This window comes from Rhodococcus ruber, from assembly GCF_016804345.1.
Taxonomy (GTDB): Bacteria; Actinomycetota; Actinomycetes; order Mycobacteriales; family Mycobacteriaceae; genus Rhodococcus; species Rhodococcus ruber.
In genome coordinates, this window is sequence record NZ_CP044211.1 from 4,767,154 (window position 1) to 4,787,893 (window position 20,740).

22 protein-coding genes and 1 pseudogene are annotated in these 20,740 nt (G+C 67.0%); 8 read left to right on the forward strand and 15 right to left on the reverse strand.

Annotated elements, in window-relative coordinates:
- Nucleotides 1-64: 64 nt before the first annotated feature.
- From F1734_RS21770 to F1734_RS21795, 6 genes are all read right to left on the reverse strand, one after another.
- The gene (locus F1734_RS21770; protein WP_029539935.1) at nucleotides 65-631 is read right to left on the reverse strand and encodes a dihydrofolate reductase family protein; all 567 of its coding nucleotides are present in this window, start codon (nucleotides 629-631) and stop codon (nucleotides 65-67) included.
- Nucleotides 632-838: 207 nt separating this feature from the next.
- Complete coding sequence (locus F1734_RS21775; protein WP_040270331.1) at nucleotides 839-1,462, reverse strand: GyrI-like domain-containing protein; 624 nt, start codon at nucleotides 1,460-1,462, stop codon at nucleotides 839-841.
- Nucleotides 1,463-1,690: 228 nt separating this feature from the next.
- On the reverse strand, nucleotides 1,691-2,464 hold the full coding sequence (locus tag F1734_RS21780) for an ABC transporter permease (RefSeq protein ID WP_203011048.1): 774 nt from the start codon (nucleotides 2,462-2,464) through the stop codon (nucleotides 1,691-1,693).
- Complete coding sequence (locus tag F1734_RS21785) at nucleotides 2,461-3,255, reverse strand: ABC transporter ATP-binding protein (protein WP_102031460.1); 795 nt, start codon at nucleotides 3,253-3,255, stop codon at nucleotides 2,461-2,463. Before F1734_RS21785 ends, F1734_RS21780 begins: the two co-directional genes overlap by 4 nt.
- Nucleotides 3,252-3,620 carry a DUF1048 domain-containing protein gene (locus tag F1734_RS21790; RefSeq protein ID WP_026137944.1) on the reverse strand — a complete coding sequence of 123 codons (369 nt, stop codon included), beginning with the start codon at nucleotides 3,618-3,620 and terminating at the stop codon, nucleotides 3,252-3,254. The genes F1734_RS21785 and F1734_RS21790 overlap by 4 nt, the downstream gene beginning before the upstream one ends.
- A 2-nt stretch (nucleotides 3,621-3,622) precedes the next feature.
- Entirely contained in the window at nucleotides 3,623-3,952 is a 330-nt protein-coding gene (locus F1734_RS21795; protein ID WP_010593314.1) for a PadR family transcriptional regulator, read from the reverse strand.
- 236 nt (nucleotides 3,953-4,188) lie between these two features.
- Between F1734_RS21795 and F1734_RS21800 the strand changes: the two genes are divergently transcribed.
- The 3 genes from F1734_RS21800 to F1734_RS21805 are packed head-to-tail and all read left to right on the forward strand — an operon-like array spanning nucleotide 4,189 to nucleotide 6,888.
- Nucleotides 4,189-5,742 (forward strand): hypothetical protein, encoded by a 1,554-nt coding sequence (locus F1734_RS21800; protein WP_238424006.1) that lies wholly within the window; start codon nucleotides 4,189-4,191, stop codon nucleotides 5,740-5,742.
- Between the two features lie 35 nt (nucleotides 5,743-5,777).
- Nucleotides 5,778-6,002, forward strand: a complete 225-nt coding sequence (locus F1734_RS26330; protein WP_238424007.1) for a hypothetical protein — start codon at nucleotides 5,778-5,780, stop codon at nucleotides 6,000-6,002.
- Nucleotides 6,003-6,054: 52 nt separating this feature from the next.
- Nucleotides 6,055-6,888, forward strand: a complete 834-nt coding sequence (locus F1734_RS21805) for a transposase (protein WP_238424009.1) — start codon at nucleotides 6,055-6,057, stop codon at nucleotides 6,886-6,888.
- A 265-nt stretch (nucleotides 6,889-7,153) separates the two neighbouring features.
- On the opposite strand, the pseudogene F1734_RS21810 reads toward F1734_RS21805, so the two are convergent.
- From F1734_RS21810 to bsh, 4 genes and pseudogenes are all read right to left on the reverse strand, one after another.
- Nucleotides 7,154-8,526, reverse strand: a pseudogene (locus tag F1734_RS21810) (ISL3 family transposase).
- A gap of 189 nt (nucleotides 8,527-8,715) precedes the next feature.
- Nucleotides 8,716-9,996, reverse strand: a complete 1,281-nt coding sequence (locus F1734_RS21815) for a multidrug effflux MFS transporter (protein WP_203011049.1) — start codon at nucleotides 9,994-9,996, stop codon at nucleotides 8,716-8,718.
- Between the two features lie 80 nt (nucleotides 9,997-10,076).
- Complete coding sequence (locus F1734_RS21820; protein WP_203011050.1) at nucleotides 10,077-11,099, reverse strand: zinc-dependent alcohol dehydrogenase family protein; 1,023 nt, start codon at nucleotides 11,097-11,099, stop codon at nucleotides 10,077-10,079.
- A gap of 286 nt (nucleotides 11,100-11,385) precedes the next feature.
- Entirely contained in the window at nucleotides 11,386-12,357 is a 972-nt protein-coding gene (gene bsh, locus F1734_RS21825; RefSeq protein ID WP_203011051.1) for a choloylglycine hydrolase, read from the reverse strand.
- Between the two features lie 311 nt (nucleotides 12,358-12,668).
- Between bsh and F1734_RS21830 the strand changes: the two genes are divergently transcribed.
- Entirely contained in the window at nucleotides 12,669-13,562 is an 894-nt protein-coding gene (locus F1734_RS21830; RefSeq protein WP_010593319.1) for a helix-turn-helix transcriptional regulator, read from the forward strand.
- Nucleotides 13,563-13,595: 33 nt separating this feature from the next.
- On the opposite strand, the gene F1734_RS21835 is transcribed toward F1734_RS21830, so the two are convergent.
- From F1734_RS21835 to F1734_RS21845, 3 genes are all read right to left on the reverse strand, one after another.
- Nucleotides 13,596-15,338, reverse strand: a complete 1,743-nt coding sequence (locus tag F1734_RS21835) for a hypothetical protein (RefSeq protein WP_203011052.1) — start codon at nucleotides 15,336-15,338, stop codon at nucleotides 13,596-13,598.
- 245 nt (nucleotides 15,339-15,583) lie between these two features.
- Complete coding sequence (locus tag F1734_RS21840; RefSeq protein ID WP_124258612.1) at nucleotides 15,584-16,081, reverse strand: hypothetical protein; 498 nt, start codon at nucleotides 16,079-16,081, stop codon at nucleotides 15,584-15,586.
- A gap of 363 nt (nucleotides 16,082-16,444) precedes the next feature.
- Nucleotides 16,445-17,503: a glycoside hydrolase 5 family protein gene (locus tag F1734_RS21845; RefSeq protein WP_124258611.1), complete on the reverse strand. Its 1,059-nt coding sequence runs from the start codon at nucleotides 17,501-17,503 to the stop codon at nucleotides 16,445-16,447.
- Nucleotides 17,504-17,689: 186 nt separating this feature from the next.
- Between F1734_RS21845 and F1734_RS21850 the strand changes: the two genes are divergently transcribed.
- From F1734_RS21850 to F1734_RS21860, 3 genes are all read left to right on the forward strand, one after another.
- Nucleotides 17,690-17,938, forward strand: a complete 249-nt coding sequence (locus tag F1734_RS21850) for a type II toxin-antitoxin system Phd/YefM family antitoxin (RefSeq protein WP_124258610.1) — start codon at nucleotides 17,690-17,692, stop codon at nucleotides 17,936-17,938.
- Complete coding sequence (locus F1734_RS21855) at nucleotides 17,923-18,315, forward strand: type II toxin-antitoxin system VapC family toxin (RefSeq protein ID WP_010593324.1); 393 nt, start codon at nucleotides 17,923-17,925, stop codon at nucleotides 18,313-18,315. Before F1734_RS21850 ends, F1734_RS21855 begins: the two co-directional genes overlap by 16 nt.
- Before the next feature lie 166 nt (nucleotides 18,316-18,481).
- Nucleotides 18,482-19,312 (forward strand): hypothetical protein, encoded by an 831-nt coding sequence (locus F1734_RS21860; RefSeq protein ID WP_237658119.1) that lies wholly within the window; start codon nucleotides 18,482-18,484, stop codon nucleotides 19,310-19,312.
- A gap of 62 nt (nucleotides 19,313-19,374) precedes the next feature.
- Here F1734_RS21860 and F1734_RS21865 read toward each other — a convergent pair whose 3' ends face one another.
- Entirely contained in the window at nucleotides 19,375-19,731 is a 357-nt protein-coding gene (locus F1734_RS21865; RefSeq protein WP_124258608.1) for a type II toxin-antitoxin system PemK/MazF family toxin, read from the reverse strand.
- Nucleotides 19,728-19,973: a ribbon-helix-helix protein, CopG family gene (locus F1734_RS21870; protein ID WP_237658120.1), complete on the reverse strand. Its 246-nt coding sequence runs from the start codon at nucleotides 19,971-19,973 to the stop codon at nucleotides 19,728-19,730. The genes F1734_RS21865 and F1734_RS21870 overlap by 4 nt, the downstream gene beginning before the upstream one ends.
- A 178-nt stretch (nucleotides 19,974-20,151) precedes the next feature.
- Here F1734_RS21870 and F1734_RS21875 point away from each other — a divergent pair, with 178 nt between their 5' ends.
- Nucleotides 20,152-20,733 (forward strand): GNAT family N-acetyltransferase, encoded by a 582-nt coding sequence (locus F1734_RS21875; protein ID WP_124258607.1) that lies wholly within the window; start codon nucleotides 20,152-20,154, stop codon nucleotides 20,731-20,733.
- Nucleotides 20,734-20,740 lie beyond the last annotated feature (7 nt).

Consider the following 20,740-nt stretch of genomic DNA (forward strand, 5'->3'; position numbering starts at 1 on the left):
TGCGGGCCGCTCGAGTCGTGTATCGCGTAGTGCATCCGCACCTCGCCTGGCGGTGTATGGCCGATCAGTCGTGTTTCGCCTCGTAGCGCAGCAGGACCGTGCCACCCGGGAAGGTGCGGTTCTCCAACAGTCGCAGCGAGATCCATGACGGCAGTGTCGGAAAGAACGGGGTGCCGCCACCCACGGCGGTGGGGGCGACCACGAGCCGGTACTCGTCTACCAGTCCCGCCCGCACGATCGGTGCGGCCAGCGTCGCGCCGGCCACCTCCAGCGTCCCGTCGGTTTCGGCTTTCAGCTTCGTCACCACCTCGACCGGGTCACCGCGTTCCAGGCGGGAGTTCCACTCGACGGACTCCAGGGTGTGCGAGAACACGACCTTGGGCATGTCGCGCCAGATGCGGGCGAAGTCGACGATCAGAGGGGTGGCGTCCGGGGCCTTGTCGGCAGTCGGCCAGTAGGCAGCCATCAGTTCGTAGAGCCGCCGCCCGTAGAACGACAGGGCGGTCTCCCGCTCGAAGTCGTTCCAGTACTGGTGCAGTTCTTCGCTCGGATCGCTCCAGTCGATGTTCCCTTGCGCATCGGCGATGTACCCGTCCACCGACACGTTGAAGCCATAGATGAGTTTGCCCATGCAGATCAGACTGCCCCGGAGGGCGAAACTCATCGCGACGCCGCACAAGTTATTGCCGAATCGTTGTGGACGAACGAGCGTCAGGCGACCTCCTCCCACTTGCAGGCCGGAAGCGCCGCCTCCGGCTCACGGCCGACCGATGCCGGAGTGGGCACCGGCGGCAGCGCCGGCTGACCGGAATCGACGAGATCGGGCTCTCGTTCGGTGTCAGAGGATTGGGGCGACCGGCTGTCGGAGTATGGTGCGCAGTCGGTCGGGCGCGGTCCTGCGGAAGTCGGTGAGATAGATCTCGTGATGCTTGCCGGTCAGGCGCAATTCGTTGTCCGGGACGAACTCTTCGTGAAGTTGCGCGAGTACGGCAGCTTCGTCGTCGAAGGGGCCGACGTGCAGTGTCTGCACGCATCGGCCTTCGTGAAGCGTCTCGAGGCGGACGTCGTCGAGGCCCTGCGGCCGATTCTCGGCTCCGGCGCGTTCGACGGCCGCGGCGAACATCGCGTGGTCGATCCAGTCCGGCGTCATTATCATCATGGTCCAGTCCCATCGTGATTTGTCCCGCGCCGCGGTAAACGAATCCATGTCGTCCGCCCACCACAATCCCTCGAGTGGCGGAACGACGTAGTCCTGGTCCAGATCGCGCTTGCTGGCGAACTTCAGCTTGTACGCCACGGGGTACAGTGCGCGGACTGCCCGATCGAAGTCGGGAGAGGTATTGGGGTCGCCATGACCATCGATCATGAGGTACTGCATCGTCGGTACGTCGACCAGGCGGAACTTGCCCCGTCGTGCCTGATAGGCGTCGAGCGTCCTCTTGAAATCAGTCTTCTCCGTCATTCGGTACCTGGACTCGCGCTGCGAGCCACGTCCTTTCCGCCTCGAGGAGGCTGAGTGAGTACGAGAACACCTCGCGCGCGGGCGGCGGAAGATGCGGATCCGATCTCTGGACCGCGTGCAGCGCGGCGATTCGAGCGTCGATCGGGGCTGGTCGAGCGGTCTGAGAGTTGCGGCGTCAGGTGGAGAGAGTCACGGGGGCGAGCTGCAACTGTTCCGGCGTGATGACGGTCAGGAGAATCTGCGTCGGTAGATCATGACCGCTGCGGTGTACGAGGCGACCAGGATGCCGGCACACCAGGCGAGGGCCACCCACAGGTCGCCGGCCACTGACTGGCCTGTGAGCAGGTCGCGGACCGCGTTCACGATCGACGTCACGGGCTGGTTGTCGGCGAATGCCCGCACCGGGCCCGGCATCGACTCGGTGGGCACGAAGGCGGAGCTGACGAACGGCAGGAAGATGAGCGGGTAGGCAAATGCCCCCGCGCCGTCGACGGTGCTCGCCGACAGGCCGGCGATGACCGCGAGCCAGGTCAGCGCCAGCGTGAACAGGGTGAGGATTGCGGCGACCGTGAGCCATTCGAGGATGTTTGCCCCGGAACGGAACCCCATGAGGACGGCGAACCCGACGACGATGGCCAGTGCGGTCAGGTTGGCGACCAGTGAGGTCAGGACGTGTGACCACAACACCGAGGACCGGGAGATCGGCATCGACTGGAATCGTTCCACGATGCCGCCCTGCAGGTCGTTGAACAGTCGCACCGAGGTGTACGCAACACCCGAGGCGACGGTGATGAGCAGGATGCCGGGCAGCAGGTAGCTCACGTACGCGGCTGTGCCCGTTCCGGCGCCGGTGTCGATGGCGCCGCCGAGGACGAACACGAACAGCAACATGATGGCCACCGGCGTGACCGCGGTCGTGATGATGGTGTCGGGGCTGCGGGTGATGTGGCGCAGGGATCGTCCGGTGAGGGCCGCGGTGTCGGCGACGACATGGGTGGTCATTTCGGTTCCTTTCCATCTGTGGCACTGGGATTTTCGACGCCGGCGCCGCCACCGACGATGCTGAGGAAGACCTCTTCGAGGGTGGGCTGCTTCTCGACGTATTCCACCTTCGAGGGGGGAAGCAGGCGCTTGAGTTCGGGGAGGGTGCCGTCGACGATGATCCGGCCCTCGTGCAGGATCGCAATCCGGTCGGCGAGCTGCTCGGCCTCCTCCAGGTACTGCGTGGTCAGGAGGACGGTCGTGCCGCGTGCGGCGAGGTCTCGAACGACCTGCCACACCTCCATGCGCGCTTGCGGATCGAGCCCGGTGGTGGGTTCGTCGAGGAACACGATCGGCGGGTTGCCGATGAGGCTCATCGCGATGTCGAGGCGCCGGCGCATGCCTCCCGAGTACGTCGAGACCCTTCGGTCCCCGGCTGCTGTCAGTGAGAAGCGCTCGAGCAGCTGGTCGGCCACCACCCGCGGATCGGGTAGATGACGCAGTTTGGCAATCAGCACGAGGTTTTCCCGGCCGCTGAGAATCTCGTCCACGGCGGCGAACTGGCCGGTGAGGCTGATCGATTCGCGTACGTCGGCGGCGTCGTCGACAACGTCGAAGCCGGCGACGGCGGCTTGCCCGGCGTCCGATTTCAGCAGCGTGGCGAGGATCTTCACGAGCGTGGTCTTGCCGGCGCCGTTCGAGCCGAGCAACGCGAAGATGCTGCCCGCCTCGACCTCGAAGTCGACGCCGCGCAACACGCGCAACTGCTCGTACGACTTCTCGACGCCCTTGACGCTGATCGCGGTGGTCATCGCTGCTCCTTACGTTCGGCGTCCTCGATCGCCTTGGTGAATCGAGCACGCTCCTTGTCGATCCACTGCGCGCCGGTGTAGGCCTGCGCGAACGTCTCGGCGAACTCGACGGGGTCTTCGCCGACGATCTCCCGGAGCGGAGTTCCGTCGGCCGCGGCGCGCTCCCACAGGTCGGCGGAGTCGCCGAGCATCGTCACGAGGGTGCCGCCGTCGGTGAGGCCACCGTAGTAGGTGAGGTACCGCTGGAAGGCCTTCGCGGTGCTTGCGTAGGGTTCCGGCAGCTTCTCGATCCGGGCCTTGTACCGCTTGAACTGCTTCTTCTGCTCGAGTGATCCGGTGAGGAATTCGATCCATCTGGCGGCCATGATCACTTCTCTCCTTCGTGCAGCTGTTCGATACGTTCTGCGAGGAAGCTCCAGTTCCTCCAGAATTCGCTGAGTTGGTCTCGCCCCCGCGCGTTGAGGGTGTACACCTTGCGCGGCGGGCCCTTCTCGGATGGAACCTTTTCCACGTCGACGAGGTCTCGCTGCTCGACCCGGACGAGTAGGGCGTAGACGGTGCCCTCCGCGATGTCCGTGAAGCCCTGCTCGCGTAACTGTGCGGTGATCTCGTACCCGTAGGCGGGCCGTGTCGCGAGGATCGCGAGCACGATGCCCTCGAGGACTCCCTTGAGCATCTCGGTCGCCTGCTTGCCCATCACTCTCTCCCAGTACCTGGTGTCGCTGACTACCGGTACAAAGTAACACTGAGTACTGGTAAGTGACAACACTCAGTAGTGGGAGAATTTTCGACCCTGCCGGACACGCGGAACCTGCCACTGAGGACGACGTGGAGGGGTAGTGAGCTGTTGCGGCTGTTGCGGCTCAGGAAGTTCGATCCGAAGCGCCTCGTTCGTTGCGGTCCGGGCCCTGGGTGTGATGGCACACTGGCCGCATGCCGACATCACGTGGGCCCGTCCGTCCGCACCGGACGCTGTCGGTGCTGGTGACAGAGCTGGCGATCTGCGATGGAGAGGTCGCGCCACCTGAAGTCGGGGAGATCGGACAGTACTGGTTGCTGTTCGCCGAGACACCACCGGACGCAGGAGATCCGAGCATCGTCACCGTCGAGGTCGACGTCGAACCACTCGACGACGGTGTCCCGCTACGACAACCCGCTCCCTCGCCGGCATTTCTCGATGAGGAACGGTGGTGGGAATGGCGACTGTTCCTACGCGGTGACGGGTGGACGGCCACCTGGTACAGCCGACGCCCCACGGTCGGCAGGCAGCGACTGACCGGCCGGTTGTTCGGGGATCTCGGCTATGCCACCACCGGCTCCGCCACGGGCCGGATCCTTCGAGCACGAGTGGTCTCCGACAGTTACCAGATGTTCGAACAGCCTCCCACCGAACCGAAACGTCACCCACGGTGGATCCCGATCCCCGGCACCCGGACATTCCGGGAAGTGGAGGCAGCGACCGGAGTGTTCCGCGACGACACCAACCCGACGGCAGCCGAGTCACCCGCGGAGGACGCGGTTCGCGAATGCGGGGTGCTGGTCGACCTCGATCTCGACGATGTGCCGCCACCACCGGTACGGCCGACCATCGTCCCGGCCGCAGTGTCCGCCCATGACCGTGATGTGTGGGTGGTCGATCGCGAACTGCCCACCGTGATCCGACTGCGAGAACCGAGCACTGTGCGCGAATACCGCTTTCCGGGTGCGATTCTGGCCGGGCGTGCACACCGCCCCCGCTGGGTACATGCCGACGACGATGGATGTTGGGTGGTCGGACGGGATGGAATCTTCCGCTGCAGTCTCGACGGATCCGTCGTCCGGATCGACGAGCAACCAATCATCGGCTCTGCCGCATACAACGGAGTGTTGCTGTCATGGCGACGCACCGGCGAGCACACCTCGGTGAGCCTGCAGTGGCCCGGTGGACGGCATCAGGAGCTCGAGCCGCTCGACGGCCGGATAGGCGCCGTGGACCCTGGCAGAGACGGATTTATGGGTGTGCTGCACCCCGGAACGGACACCGATACCGACGGCGACTTCTCGAGGCTGTTCGTCATCGATGCGGACGGGCGCACCCGACTCGGCCCCCCGCTCACCCGGCTGACGGGCACGTTCTTCGTCGGGAACGATCCGCGACGATTGGTCGACCCGCGAGGACGACAGGTACCGATCCGGCCGGATCTGACAGCCGGTGAGGTCGAGAGTGTTCCGATCAGGGGATCTGTGGGCGGAACGGCCGGGCCGTGGGTATGGGTCGTGCATCCCGGGGGTGACCTGAGTGTCGAACCGAACCCCCTCAGTGATTGGCACTGCCTGCTGTCGGTGCTCGACCCGGTCACCTTTGCATTGAAGTGCCGTCTGGCTGTCTTCTCGCCGTACCCGGAGGTGTCGTACGACGGCGAAGGACGAATGTGGATCGTCGCAGGTGGGATGTGGCTGGTCGATCCATCGTCACGAAATACGGTGCAACGAGTACACCTCGCCTGAATCGTGGGCGTCACCACCCGCGATACGGTCTCGTCGTGATCCAACACGGAATCGTCATCGCGGACCACCACCAATTCGTGCTCGGCACACCCACCGGAGAAACGTACCTGCCGGAGGAAACCGGCAGCGTCATCGAAGTTGGCCCGAATTTCGCTACGGTTATGACCGGCATCGCCTCGGGACCGGTCCGGTTGACCGTCGATGTCCTCGACAGCGAACCCGAGGCCCCCGGTCGGTATCGAAGGATGGGGCGTCATTGAGGAAGCCACAGTCGAGTTCACCGCCTCGGCACACGTGCTCACCCTGGACGGAATGAAAGCTCCGGACTTCCGGAAACTGCCGATCAAACGAGGTCCGCATCGATTCCGGGTTTTCGGCCGCGGACGTGATTCCTACACCGGGCAATCCGTCACCGAACCGACGGAAGACTACCTGGTTCAGGTTTGGCAGACGACGCAACCGCGAGAGATGGCGCGGTTGCACAAGTGCGATGCCGCGTGGGACCAGAGCATCGTCACCCATCCCAAGCGCAACTGGTGGGATCCCGATCCGGCCGGCGACGCCACTCTCTATGTCAAGTACGGATACGACCGGATGGCCCAGTGGGCGAAGGACGAAGCCATCCGATGGGGTGGGCGGCCGCCATCGGACAAGCTCCGCGCCAACTACTACGCGATGGGCATCGCCGGTCTCGACCGCCCCCTGGCCGATGCGATCACCCGTGCTCGGTCCCCGAAACTGCGTCGCATCGCGGCCTGGGCAGCACGCCGGGCATATACCACTGCAGGCATCGCAGAGATCGAATGGATTCGCCCGGCACTGGCCGCCTTGGATCGGGACGAGCCATTACCGCACCCTTTCGGGGAACACGAGTCCCAGGCACTGCGGCAGGCATTCGACGACGATCCGGCTATCGACACGACCGTCACCGGCAATGATGTCGAGAATGCCGAGGTATCTGCCGCTCTACGGGGGATGCACGTTGTTTCCACAGCGGTGAAGCCTGATCCGTTGAATGCCGCGTTCCACTGTTTGGACATCGCCGCAAAGACTGAAGACTCGAACTATGCATCGTTGATCAAGGATCTGCGACGTGAGTTCTTCCCGAAGTTGATGCCGGTGGAGCAGTACAAGCGGTGGATCTGACGACAGTCGGGGTGACGCTCAGGCAAAGAGTCGACACTGGTGTGCACCAACCGAGACTCTTTCGCGGCCGAGCTTTCCAATTCTCCTACGCCTCACGTCGCGCCCTCGGGTGCCGATCACCGACCTGCTCGATAGGCCGGCGGTTACGCGTACGGCGGGTCCAGGTATGTCGTCACCGCGAGAATGACGATGACCAGCCCGAAGATGAAAACGTCCCGGCGACGGCTGCGCGTGTTCACCGGGCCTCCATAGGGGCTCTTCGCAGTTAGCAGTGGCATTGACGCCGACTGGGTGTGCTCCGCCGGGAGCGGCGGGTGCAGGCCCACCGTACCCTGCGTCGCTGGTTGTCGGGGTTGCGGAATCCGAATGCGATCCGCCCGACGTGCTTGACGATTCGGTTGTAGCCCTCGCTGCGCGCGTTGGACAGGCCCGTCTGGATGGCCCGGACGATGGGGTCCTGCCAGGTCTCGACGGTGCGGGCCAGCGCGGTGACCTCGGGCACCGAGCAGGCCGCACAGAACTTGTAGAACCGATACAACGCGGCCCGGATCTCGTGCCGCAGCCCGCCGCGGGCGGTGCACGCGAGCAGGTCCCGCAGCAGCTCCTTGGCGATCCAGGCGGCGGCGATCTCCTCGCTGGGGTCGGCGGCGAGCAGCTTGGTGAACAGCTCGGTGCGCTGCTCGGCGGTGAGAGTCTCGGCGCCGCGCAGCAGCCGGCGACGGTTGATCCATTCGACATCGGACTTGCGGCCGCGCCGACCGCGGTGGGTCTGGGTGACCCGCCGGCGCACCGCATCGACGACTTCGTTGGCCTTCTTGACCAGGTGGAACCGGTCGACCACCAATTCGGCGTGCGGCAGCGCCTCACGTACCGCCTTGGCGTAGACCGACGACAGGTCGATAGTGATGTGGGTGATCTGCCGTCGCCACTGCTCGTCGCGTGCGTCGAGCCAGTCGATCACCGTCGCCGCGCTGCGGCCGTTGACCTGGGCGAGCAGGCCCTGATCGCCGCCGATGTCGACCAGGCCGGTGTCCCACCGGTCCACCCACCGCCGGGTTCCGGTGACCGGGTCGGTCTCCCACTTCGCCTTGCCGCGGCGGGTCTCGTCGATACCGAGGACGGTCACCGGCCCGGGCTCGTCGTCGAGGACGGTGTCGGCGACGGTGACGACCCGATCGTGGACGGTGTGCCAGCCGCACCGGTACTCGGCGGCGACGGCGGCCACCGAGCGGTCGTCGTCGAGGACGGCCGCGGCCATCATCGTCTTCGCCCGCGGGGTGACCCTGCTGCGGGGAGGGATGCCGGGCACGGACTCGGTGAACACCTTCCGATCGCATGAGGTGTTGGTGCACAACCACTTCCGCTTGTCCCATTCGAGTCGGGGGCGGTCGGGGCCGACCTGCACGTCGCGGGGACGGGTGGTCACCCAGCCCTTCGACCGTGTCGATTTCTGCCCGCACTGCGGGCACACCCCGACCCACCGGGGGTCGGTGCCGAGCCGGACGATCCGGCTGCCGTCGTCGAGGCGCCGCACCGATTCGACGACGACGCCGTCGAGATCGAGCAGCAGTGAACCACTACTGTGGAGCATGCCCGCGTTCCTTGCTGGTCTGGTTGCCTGAAGAACACCCAGCTCACAAGGGCGCGGGCCCTTTTTCAATCACCGACACGGCACGGGGTCGGACAACATCACGCCCCTACGAAGTGCGAAGAGCCTCCATAGGTGGGTTGTTCGAGTGCGTCTCGGTACGCGCTCAGGTGTCGCGGGACGGCACAGGGTTGTAGTCCCGGGCTGAGGATCGCGGTGACGCCGGGCAGGCTGAAGGGTCAGGTGAACGCAGCGCGTTCCGGCACGTCGGCTGCCGGTCGGCGGAGCAGGACGTAGCCGCCGACCCCGAGCAGGGCCGCGGTGACGGTGACGACGCCCAGCGGCACCGCGGTCCCCGGACCGGCGAGGCCGACGAGGGGTGCGGTGAGGCCGCCGAATGCGAAGCGGGCCAGCCCGAGCAGTGAGGCGGCCGAACCGGCGACGTCGGGATAGTTTTCCAGTGCAAGGGAAGTCGACGGCGGTGTCGTGACCGCCACCCCACTGACCATCATGAGCAGTGAGACGACCATCGTGGCCAGGGGCAGATCCGCAGCGGCGGTGAGCAACACCCCACCGGCGCCGGCCACCACCATGATCAGACCGGCGACCAGGGTGCCCCGAACGGACCACCGCTCCGCGGTGCGTCCGGCGAGGAAGCCGAAGACCATGAATCCCAACGAGTTCAGACCGAAAGCGTACGAATAGCCCTGCGGTGACAGGCCGTAGATGCCCTGGAGCACGAAAGTGGCGCCGCTGAGATAGGCGAACAGTGCGGCGTTGACGAACCCCGTGACGAGGACTGCGCCGAGGAACACCCGGTCGGCCAGCAACCGGCGGAACACCCGCCCGGTGTCGGCCAGGCCACCGGTTCGCCGGCTGCCGGACGGCAGCGTCTCACGCAGCACAACGGCACTCGCGACGAGGATGGCCACGCCCACGACGGCCAGGAACACGAAGGTGCCCCGCCAGTCGGTGACCGTCGCCAGCTGTCCACCGATGACCGGGCCGACGATGGCGGCCAGGCCGCCGAGGATCGTCAACCGGCCGTAGTAGCGCAGCAGCCGGGCGCCGGAATACAGATCCCGGCCGGCGGCCTGGGCGATGACGATGCCGACCGCGCCGGTCAACCCCTGCACCAGGCGCGCCGCGACGAGCATCTCGATGGTCGGGCTCACCGCGCACCAGGCGGACGCCACGATGTAGGCAGCGACGCCGAGCAGCAGCGGGCGACGGCGGCCGAACCGGTCCGAGAGCGGACCCGCGACGACCTGCCCGAGCGCGAGCCCGAGCAGGCACGCGGTGACGGTCAGCTGCGCGGCCGACGTGCTCGCCCCGAGGTCGGCGGTGAGCGCGGGCAGGACCGGCAGGTACAGGTCCATCGAGATCGGGCCGAAGACGGTGAGCAGGCTCAGCACGACGCCCAGCGCCCGACCTCCGGTTCCGGGGCCCGAAACGCTGCCGACCTTGACCACGGCGACCCGGCGGTCGTCGTGGCGGTCCGAGGTCAGGGAGGCAGGCATGAGCGAACGGCTCCTGATGAGTCGTGAGTCGGCCGTGCGGCAGACTCGAGGTGGTGGCCGCCGGTCGGTGACGGTCGAGGTCAGGGGCGGAGCAGGACCTTGATGGCGCTTCGCTCGTCCATGGCCTTGTAGCCTTCGGCGGCCTTCCCGAGGGGCAACTCGAGGTCGAACACCTTGCCCGGATCGATCGTTCGATTCCAGATCAGGTCGATCAGCTCGGGCAGGTACTGCCGGACCGGGGCCGGACCGCCGTGCAGGTGCACGTGGGAGAAGAACAGCTCGTCGCCGGGCAGCTGCACGTCGTGCGCGACGCCGACGTAGCCGACGTGCCCGCCGGGCCGAGTGGACCGGATGGCCTGCATCATCGACTCCTGGGTGCCGACGGCCTCGATCACCGAGTGTGCCCCCAGCCCGCCGGTGAGCTCCTTGACCCGGGCGACGCCCGCGTCGCCGCGCTCGACGACGATGTCGGTGGCACCGAACTCGCGGGCCAGCCGCTGGCGCGGTTCGTGGCGGCTCATCGCGATGATCCGCTCGGCACCCAGCTGCTTCGCCGCGAGCACCGCGAGCAGGCCGACGGCGCCATCGCCGACGACCGCGACGGTCTTGCCCGGTCCGGCTTCGGCGGCGACCGCACCGAACCATCCGGTGCCGAGGACGTCCGAGGCAGCCAGCAAGGACGGGATCCGGTCGGGGTCGGGCATCCCGGGCGTGGCCACCAGGGTGCCGTCCGCGAGCGGAACCCGCAGGAACTCGGCCTGGGAACCGAGGCTGCCCATGATCACCCGGTGGACGCACGAGCTCTGGTAGCCGGCGCGGCAGATCTCGCAGGTGTTGTCGGACGCGAAGAACGACCCGACGACGAAGTCGCCGATCTTGATATCGGCGACGTCCCCGCCGATCTCCTCGACGATGCCGACGTACTCGTGGCCCATGGGGATCGGGCCGTCGTAGGTCTCGACCCCGCGGTAGGGCCACAGGTCCGAGCCACACACACAGCTCGCGGACAGTCGGATGATCGCGTCGGTGGGTTCGACGAGGGACGGACGGTCGCGTTCCTCGACACGGACGTCGCCGGGGGCGTGCAGGACTGCTCCTCGCATGACGGTGCTCCTTGATGTTCGAACTCGAGGTCCGGCATGTCTCCGGCCCTCGTTCCATGGAACTCCGCGCACCGCCCGCACGGGAGGTCGCGTTCATAGGGGGTACAACTGCAACCTCCCTCGGCGACACACCGGACCGGAGTCGCACCAGGTCGGCCGATTCTCGGAACCGATCCGGCGTTGTGTTGGTGACAGCGGTGCGGGTTCGGGAAATGACACGCTTGCTGTACGACTACGACTCGTCGTGCCCGAACACGACAGCACAACGACCCTGCCGTTTCCCGGCTCAGTTCTGCATGAGGATCTGCTGTTCTTTGACCAGCGGGTATGCCGCGAGGGCGCTGCCGTCGAGATCTTCTCTGTGCATATCCACGCCGGTGACCTGGCTGTTCTCGTAGGTCCGGTAGTAGTAGACGCCCTTGCTCGTATTGCAGCACGACGAGTAGATGGTGATCTCGTACTTGTCGTCGAGCCGAACACATCCCCGCTGTTGTTCCACGGAGCCGAGAATATGGAAGAACTGACTGATCGCCTCGGATTCCGACTCGCCCGATACCGAATTCACCTTGGTGAAGGCAGCTTTGACGAAACGCGACATCGAGGACAGGTCTCCGGGCAATCCCACAGCACCGAGTCCGCGACTGTAGGTGTCGAAGGGTATCTCTTTCGAGAATCGCGGTTCCGGCGGATCGACGGACAGACTCATGTAGTTGTTGATGTTGAACAGCTGGATATCGAATGTCGGGTTGTTGGTGAGGACCTGGATCGGATTGTCGTGGACTTTCAGGCCCTCTCGGACCGACTCGACAGAGATGGATTCGTTCCGGTCGGAGATGATCCAGTGCAGCGGGGAAGGTGGGAACTCTTCGCTGAGGGCGAGGTCGACGATGCGCACGTCTGCCAGTGCGTCTCGCACCTGAGCCACGGTCTCGAACTGTCCCAGGACCCAGGGAATGAACTCGAACGACGCGATATTGGTCCCATCCTCCGAGACGGGCTTGTAGTCGGCATTGTCGGGGAAATTCAGCCCCGCCATACTCAAGCCCTTCTCGTTGGTCGCGTCGTAGTAGAGCGGGTAACCATCGGCCACGGTTGCCATACCGATCATGGCGTGATGCGTCCTCTGCGCAGGCACCCTGCGGAACTCGAACGGAAAGTTACGCGGCGTGACCGTCACCGATTCCCTGTACGAATACTCGAGGTCGAGGTTCCGGCCGAAGTAGTGGTCCTTGGCGGTGTAGTTGGCGGCTGTGCACATACGGCTCCTCCGGACAATCTCGACCCACGGTATCGGCATCTGCGTGCAAGTTCAGGATGTCTGATTCTGCGAGCTTCTTCCAGTACGTCAGCGCGGCGCTGCCAGAAAGTCACGATCGCCGGGCACGAACACACCGCCGTCGATCCGCTCACCGACGACGCCGTGAGCATCCTCGATTCCCTCGAGATCCCGAATCCCACGTCGGGGTCGGCACACTGAACTGCTGCAACTCGGGCGCGCACCGCCCGCACGGGAGGTCGCGTTCATGGGGGTACAACTGCAACCTCCCTCGGCGACGCACCGGACGTACCGTGGACGGCGTGGACAACCGCGCCGACATCCGCAGCTTCCTCGCCACCCGGCGGGCCCGGCTGACCCCGCAGCAGGTCGGGCTGCCCGCCGGCGGCGGGCGCCGCCGGGTCCCCGGGCTGCGGCGCGAGGAGGTGGCCGTGCTGGCCGGGGTGAGCACCGAGTGGTACACCCGCCTGGAGAAGGGTCACATCGGCGGCGTCTCCGAAGACGTCCTCGAGGCGGTTGCCCGGGCACTGCAACTCGACGAGGCCGAACGCACCTACCTGTTCGACCTCGCCCGCGCCGCCCGGCCCACCCACCGCGCACCCCGCGCCCGCAAACAGGCTCAGGTGCGGCCGAGGGTGCAGTGGATGCTCGATTCGATGACCGCCTCCGCCGCGTTCGTCCGCAACGGACGCATGGACATCCTCGCCACCAACGCGCTCGGCCGCGCGCTGTATTCGCCGCTGTTCACCGACGACCGCAGACCCGCCAACATCGCCCGGTTCCAGTTCCTCGACCCCGGCGCCCAGGACTACTTCCCGGACTGGGACGGCGCCGCCAACGTCACCGTCGCACTGCTGCGTGCCGAAGCCGGCCGCGACCCCCACAACAAGGACCTGCGCCACCTCGTCGGCGAACTGTCCACGCTCAGCGAGGAATTCCGCACCCGGTGGGCGGCCCACGATGTCCGCATCCACCACGCCGGGAGCAAGCAGTTCAACCATCCCGTGGTCGGGCCGCTCGACCTCGTCTACCACTCCCTCGACCTGGCCGCGGACGACCACTGGGTCCTGGACCTGACCATCTACACCGCCGAACCCGCAACCGCATCCGAGGACCGGCTCAAGGTTCTCGCCAGCTGGGCCGCCACGCACCTCCCGGCCCACCCGGCGACCGAAGCATCCAGCTGACCCGAGCCGTCGCGTCGAGTGCGTCGCCTTGTCTCACCGCTCGACGGTGAACGTCGACTCCGCGCTCAGACCGGTGACGACATCCTGCAGCCGCAGCGTGTACTGGCCCGGGGTGGTTACCCGAAACTTCGTCAGTCCACCGAACGACGACGCGTACCCGTCGGAGCAGCGGGCAGACTTGTGGTCCTCGTGACGCTCCCCCTCCGGCCCGGTGAGGGTGACGGTGATCTGGCAGTGCTCCCCGCCGTACCGTTCGTCGCCGGTACGGGCCGACCACCCGTACGACACTTCGACGGCCGGGTCCGCACCGGTCGACAGTTGATACAGGTACGGTCCGATCTTGCGGCCCGCGCGGACCGGTTCGGTCATCTGGTTGTCGAGTTCGAAGCGGTCGATGGCGTACACCTCCTCGGGCACGTCCGACATGTCCACCGCATCGCCGCCGCGGGCGCGGAGGACGACCGTCGCCGAGTTGCGGCCGGTGAATTCGCCGCCCAGCCCCTCCACCATGGACCCCAGCAAGCCGGCGCTCTTCGGCAGCGAACCGATCCCGGTGACGAAGCTGCCCAACGCCTCCCGCGCGGTGCCGGCCGGCGAGAAGCTGGGTGATTTGACGGCCCACCCACCGGCGGTGGTGGTGCACTCGATCGCCTTGCGGCTCAGGTCCCCTGCCTCCCGGTCGCTCGCCGACACGATGCCTTCCATCGTGATCGGATCGCCCATGCAGTCCAAGGTGGCGACGATGTCGCCGGGGTTGGTCATATCGAGCAGTGTGTTCCCGCCCCACACCATCGACAGGCCGTGCGCGGCAGCGTCGACCAGCGACATCGCGGCGTGCACGCGCAGGTCGATCGTCCGTGGCACGTCGGAAGTGTCGTACACCAGATCGGTGACGCCCCGCGGGTGCAGCAGAGCACCGTCGCCGACGTCGGACGCGAGGATCGATCCGTAGACGATCGAGTTGCCGGCTGCGCCCACCGACAGTTCGGTGGTCTCCGCCCGCTCCGTGGGCGGCGGCGTCGACCGGGCGATCCAGCCGAGGGAAGAGTTCGAGTGCAGCGACACCACGAGCTTGCCGTCCTCCTCGGCCAGGCAGGGGTAGACGACTTTCTCACCTGGGGTGATCGCATCGTAGGTGACGTCGCCGATCGTCACCGGCTCACCGTGGCACGCTGGTTCGTCGATCGACGTGCCGAAGAAGCCCTCCACGTTTTCCTCGACGGTCTGCCGCATGTCGGAGAAGTCGACGACTCCGCCGCGGAACTCCGACAGGTGGGTCGTCTCGGCGGAGAGTGTTCGGGTTGCCTCGTCCCACGTTGCGGGCAGCAGCTCGGAGACGTCCGGGTTGCGGTCACTGCGCGCGACCACCACGGGCTGCTGATCGTCGGTCAGCTCGTCGAACGTGTCCTCACCGTCCGGGATCCGGAACCGGACGGTGAGCGCCGACTCGGGCTGCTGCCCGCCTCCGAGGGTGATCGACGCGGCAGGCCGGCTCAAACGCAATGCCGCGCCGTCGCCGGTGTCGACGGGGTCGAGCGGATCGACGACCAGCTCGGTGCCGACCGGCGCCACCCCCGCTGCCCCCTCGACCGTGACCGCCCCCTCCGGTAGTTGCACGGTGAGCTCGACCCCGCCGGCCTCCACCGGCGCCGACGCGAGGTGCGCCGGTGCGGAATCGGGTGCCGCCGGTTCGGACGGCGGCGACTCGGTGGAGCATGCCGACATCGACACGGCCAGGACCGTCGCCACCGACCATAATCCCTGGGATCGCCTCATACCGCAGTTCCTCCCCTCCACCGGAGCACCGCGGCCGCGGGCCCTCCGTCGCGCGGGTCTCGGACGTATCCGTTTGGCGGACACGTACGTTCGAACGAACCGACGCACGGTGGCTCGATGTTAGATGACGGCCGGGCGCACGTCCGTGCACTCGCGGGACGACACGGCACATTTCAGCGGCTCCGTGCCGGGAAGCACGCCCCGCACCGGATCGCCGGGCCGCTGTCGGATCGGGGACGTCTCATTCACCCCTCGAACACCTCGTACTTGTTCTGACAAATATTTCCCGTGCCCGAAATGGCGGTCATCCGGTAGCCTGCGGCACTCACCGGGAGACCCTCGGGGAACATCTTCTTCATGACATCCCCTACAGGGATCCTGTTGAAATCCCAGCACCCCGCCTTGTTTTGCCCCAAGAAGGGATTATCCCAGAAGATCTGCGCCCAACACTGAGGGTCCGAGCCATTGATGCTGTATGTCAGCCACCCTTTTGTTCCTGTCATGAAGCCCTTGTCTCTCACCGAGAACAGGGAGGCTTCTCCTGGCGGAACCATCTGATCCGGCGGTTCTGCCCATCCGCCGTGGTCGAATGAAGTCCAGGCAATTTCGAGCTCATGCGACGTGTGATTTGCAACTGCGATAGCGACGCCCCGGTCGCCGTCCAGGACGCCGTAAACGGTTCTCAGCGACTCCGCCATCTGCTTGATCGCAACTGCCACAGCCGCGATTGCCACGATACTCATTGGATTTTTCCTTCCGGGTCCGAGCCTAGGTGTCGACTGCAGGGTCGAATATCCATGTAGTCGCGCGTCTCTCCGATATCGATCCTCGGGCCCGAAGTCCACCGATGTCGATCCCACGTCTGAGGGATTGCGGTCCGGGCTGACATAGTTCGCACGGCTCGGCAGACGACAAGGTCCATCCGCCGTGAAGTAGCCGGACCACTGCAGGAAGGGTGCGGGCTCGCCAGGACGACCGGTCAGGAACGAAAGGCGTCCGCTGTCGAGCACATTTCCGCTCGGATCAGCTGAATTCGGCTCCGGCATAGCCTCTTCGACCCCGAGAGGTCGATGGCCAGGACTCGACCAACTGCTCGACGGCGCAGGTCAGCGGCTCCCGTGTCGCGCCAGCACGTCACGCACCGGATCGCCGGGGCCGACGTCGTAGGTGCACTGGTCACCGCGCGGGTCGGGCACGAACGCCCACAGCAGCGCACCGGCGGCACCTGCCTCGCGGTAGCCGGTCAGCGTCTCGTCCACCCGCTGGGCACGCTCGGTGAGCGACAGGCAACTGCCGGCTTCGATGCCGAGTTCGGCGATCAGGATCGGCTTGGTCACCTGGCCGAGGCGCACCGGCAGCCACGCCGCGTCGTCGTAGTCGTGGTACTGCAGCACGTCGAGGTAGGGCGACTGCGCGAGCTGCGCGTAGCCGTCCCCGGCACTGCCGCACTGATCCCCGCCGATCAGACCGAGGGTGATCGGGTGCCGCGGATCGGTCTCCCGCACGATGCGGCCGACCGCGTCGATCCACGACCGCAGCAGCTGCGCCGAGTCGGCCGGGCACGAACGTCGCGGCAGGCTGCACGCCTCGTCGCCGCATACGCCCGGCTCGGGCTCACCCAGCAGGTCCCATGCGGCGAGCGCGGGTGAGACCCGCCATCGGTCCACGGCCAGCCGCACCCAGTCCGCGAAGCTCACCGCGAAGGGTGCCCGGCGCACGGTCCAGCCGTGCTCGTACCAGGCGCGATCCTTGTACAGCTCGTTGCCGCACGCGCCGTCCTGCGGGGACAGCACCGGCATCACCAGCTGCCCGTTCCGTTCCGCGGCGGCGAACACGGCGTCCATCGCGGAGAAGTCCAGGGTCCCCGTGACCCGGTTCAGCGCGAGCGACTGGAAGGCGTTGAACCGGGTCAGCGACGTCGGGGGCAGGGACGAGAAGTACGCATCCAGATCCACCTGCGCGCCGCAGCCGCCGTTGACGTCCCAGTCGGAGGCGAGCTGGTACGCGTTGAGCCCGGCCGGCCACCACGGTTTTGCGTCCAGGGTCAGGCCGCGGTGGTCGACGGCGACGCGCGGCGGTGGCGGCGGCTCCGGCGACTCGGACGGCGGTGGTGGCGCGCACGCGGTCGCCGCGATCAGGCAGGCGACGACCACGGCTGCGCGCATGCGCGAACGGTAGCCCCTTGCCGGCCCGGCAGGAAGCCCGTCCGCTGTGTCGACGGCAGGTGAAGACCGGTTCGGGTCCACTTGCCGCGCGCGCCGTCCGCCGGTGGTCGAAACAGAGCTCTGCAATCCGGCACTCGCCACGCACCAAGTCGAAGTCCATAAGTAGCATTAGTGCTACCATCGGGTATGGAGAGTTTGGGGTTGAAGGAACTGCGCCAGCACGCCAGCGACTACGTCAAGCGTGCCGAAGCGGGAGAGACGATGCTGATCACAGTCGCCGGCCGCCCGAGTGCGATCCTCGGCCCGGCCGGCCGGAAGACGTGGTGTGCCTTCGACGAGGTCGCCGGCATCTTTCGAACCGACACCGATCCGACGTGGGAGGCAGACCGCAACCTGATCGACGACCCGATCGCGGACCCGTGGGCATCGCGGTGAGGACGGTACTCGATACGAGCATCCTGATCGCGAGGGATGTTCCGCCCATTGACGGCGAGGTCGCGATCAGCGCCGTGAGTCTGGCGGAACTGCACTTCGGAGTCCTGGTCGCGACCACCGCGCAGCAGCGCGCTCAGCGGTTGCAGCGCCTGGTCGCCGTGGAGCGCGCGTTCGAGCCACTCCCTGTCGACGCCAGTGTCGCTCGAAGTTACGGACAGCTTGCCGCGGCCGTGCACGCGTACGGTCGCAAACCTCGGCCTCGAGCACTCGATCTGATGATTGCCGCCACCGCGCACGCGAACAACGCCCGACTCGTCACCCGCAACGCGGACGATCTCCGCGGCATCGAACACCTACTGGAGGTCGACACCATCTGAAGGACAACCTGCGATCGCTGCAGGCTCCGATCACCGGGACTCGCTCAGTTCAGGAAGCTCCGCAGGCATGCCGGCGTCCTGCAGCGACGAGGACGGGACCGACACCGAAATCGGTGGATTGCGGAGTTCGTGTCGACAGCGCGACCGATGCGGCAGCATGTCGACCATGTGTTCCGATGTGGCGGCGAACCTGCTCGACACCGTGCCGGGCCGCATGCTCGTCCAGTGGTACCTGCGCGCCTACCGCACCGCGGATCCACAGCCGTCCGTCACCGAGTTCGTCGAGGCCGACTCGCTCGAGGACTTCGTCGAGAATGCGCTGCTGATCATCCGCGAGTACCTCTACGGCAACGGCGCCAACGAGATCCTGGATCTGCCCGTCACCTCCCCCGCCGTCCGTGAGATGAGCGAGGCGATCTGCGACGCCCTGCGTGCGTCGAGCCGCGACACGCTGGTCAACCCGCAGGTGCATCAGGGCGCCGTCACCGAACTGAGCGTGCCGCGGGTGCGCAACCGCGCGCGGCCCGGGGCGCTGCCCGACGGCGCGTTCTGGACCGCGACGCCCCTCGACGACGGGACGTCCGACACGTGGGGTGCCAGCGGCGAGAACCTGCGCAGCGCGACCGACCCCGCCCGCTACACGGTGCACTTCGACCCGGACGTCGCGCGGATCGTCCGGATCGACACCGCCGACGACTGGGCCGAGCTGATCGCCGCGCACCCGCTCGAATACCGCGGGGCGCACGTCCCGGACTGGCCGTCGATCGCCGAGCGGTGGGACGCCGTGCACCTGTCTGCGCTCGGCCTGCTGTGCGCCCATCCGCGGCTGTCGGAGGTGCCGTACGACCGGTACGAGGCGGGCGGCTACCGCCACAGCCAGTCCGGACCGTGGCCCGGCGTCGGGGACTGGTCGACGGTGAGCACCGCGTGGCTGCGGATCCCCGAGCGGTTCGAGATCCGTCCCACCGACCCGGTCAGGCGACGAGAACCGGGGTGACGGGCTTCGACCGACAAGACGACAGCCACTCCCCGCGCTCGCCCGACCAGACCTGGCGGCCGTCAACGCAAATCGAGATGTAGCCGCAGCGCTTCCTCGAGCGCTGCGAGAGTTCTCGCCCCGAGCTTTCCGACAGGTTCGGTGTCCAGGCGACGCACGGACACCGAACGTACCTGTTCTGCCTGAGCTTTCGCTGCTCTGGTCAGCCCTGACTCGTCGGGTTCCACGAGTACCTGGAACGGAAAGACGTGTGAGGTGTTGGTGGTCAGAGGAACGACGGTGACCACTCCTCTGCCCAGATTCTCGGCGGTCGCGTTGGCGCGGTCGTTGCTCACGACCACTGCCGGCCGGCGCTCGGCCGCTTCGCTACCCTGCGCAGGGTCCGGATCGACCCAGTGGATCTGCGCTCGGCGGATCATTCGGTGTCGGCCGTGGTGACATCCCACGCGTGCTCTGTGTCGACCTCGGCAAAGGCCGTGGCGTAGTCCCGTTCGAGTCCGGCTGCCGCGAGCAGGCGGACAGCGGCCCGGACTCCCGCCGACCGGCCGCGGAGCCCATGATCCCGGATGTACTCGTCGAGGACGTGGGCATCCTCGTCCGGGAGACTGATCGTGAACTTGACGGTCAGACTGCAAGCATGACCGAAGTATGACTGGTGCACATGATGCGATCCGCGGAGTCGGGTGCGATCAGTCGAGGGCCGGGCAGGGCGTGTCCCCGCGGCTCCGGCATGGACGCGAGGCCGCGCGGCCCCGAGACCGGAAAGCACCCCGTCGCGCGACTGTGAGGAACCGAAAAGAACTCGCGGCCGCCGCAGGCGTGCCTCTACGCTCGGCGCGATGACCGAGATCCGCCCTGCCGAACCCACCGACGTCGACCGCGCGACCCGCACCCTGGTGCGCGCCTTCGCGGACTATCCCTTCACCCGCCACACCGTCGACGCCCGCGACCACCTGCACCGCGTCGAGGAGTTGCAGCGGTTGTACCTGACAGAGATCGGTCTGCGCTGCGGGCGAGTGTGGGTGTCCGACGACGCCGCCGCCGCCGCCGTGTGGACCACTCCCGAATCCACCGGTATCTTAGAAGCTTTCGCACGAATCGCCGGGCGCGTCGCCGAGCTGTCCGGAGATCGGGCCGACACGGCGACGGCCGCGGACGAGGCGCTGGCCCCGCTGCGGCCCAGCGAGCCGGCGTGGTTCCTCGCGACCGTCGCCGTCGATCCGGACCGGCAGGGCTCGGGCCTGGGCGGCGCGGTCCTTGCCCCCGGCCTCCGGGAGGCCCGCGAGGCGGGGGTACCGGCGTATCTCGAGACCTCGTCGGAGCGGAACGTCGCGTTCTACCGCAGGCTCGGGTTCGACGTCGTCGGCGCCGTGGATCTGCCCGGCGACGGGCCGCGCACGTGGGCGATGATCCGCGGGTAACGTCCCG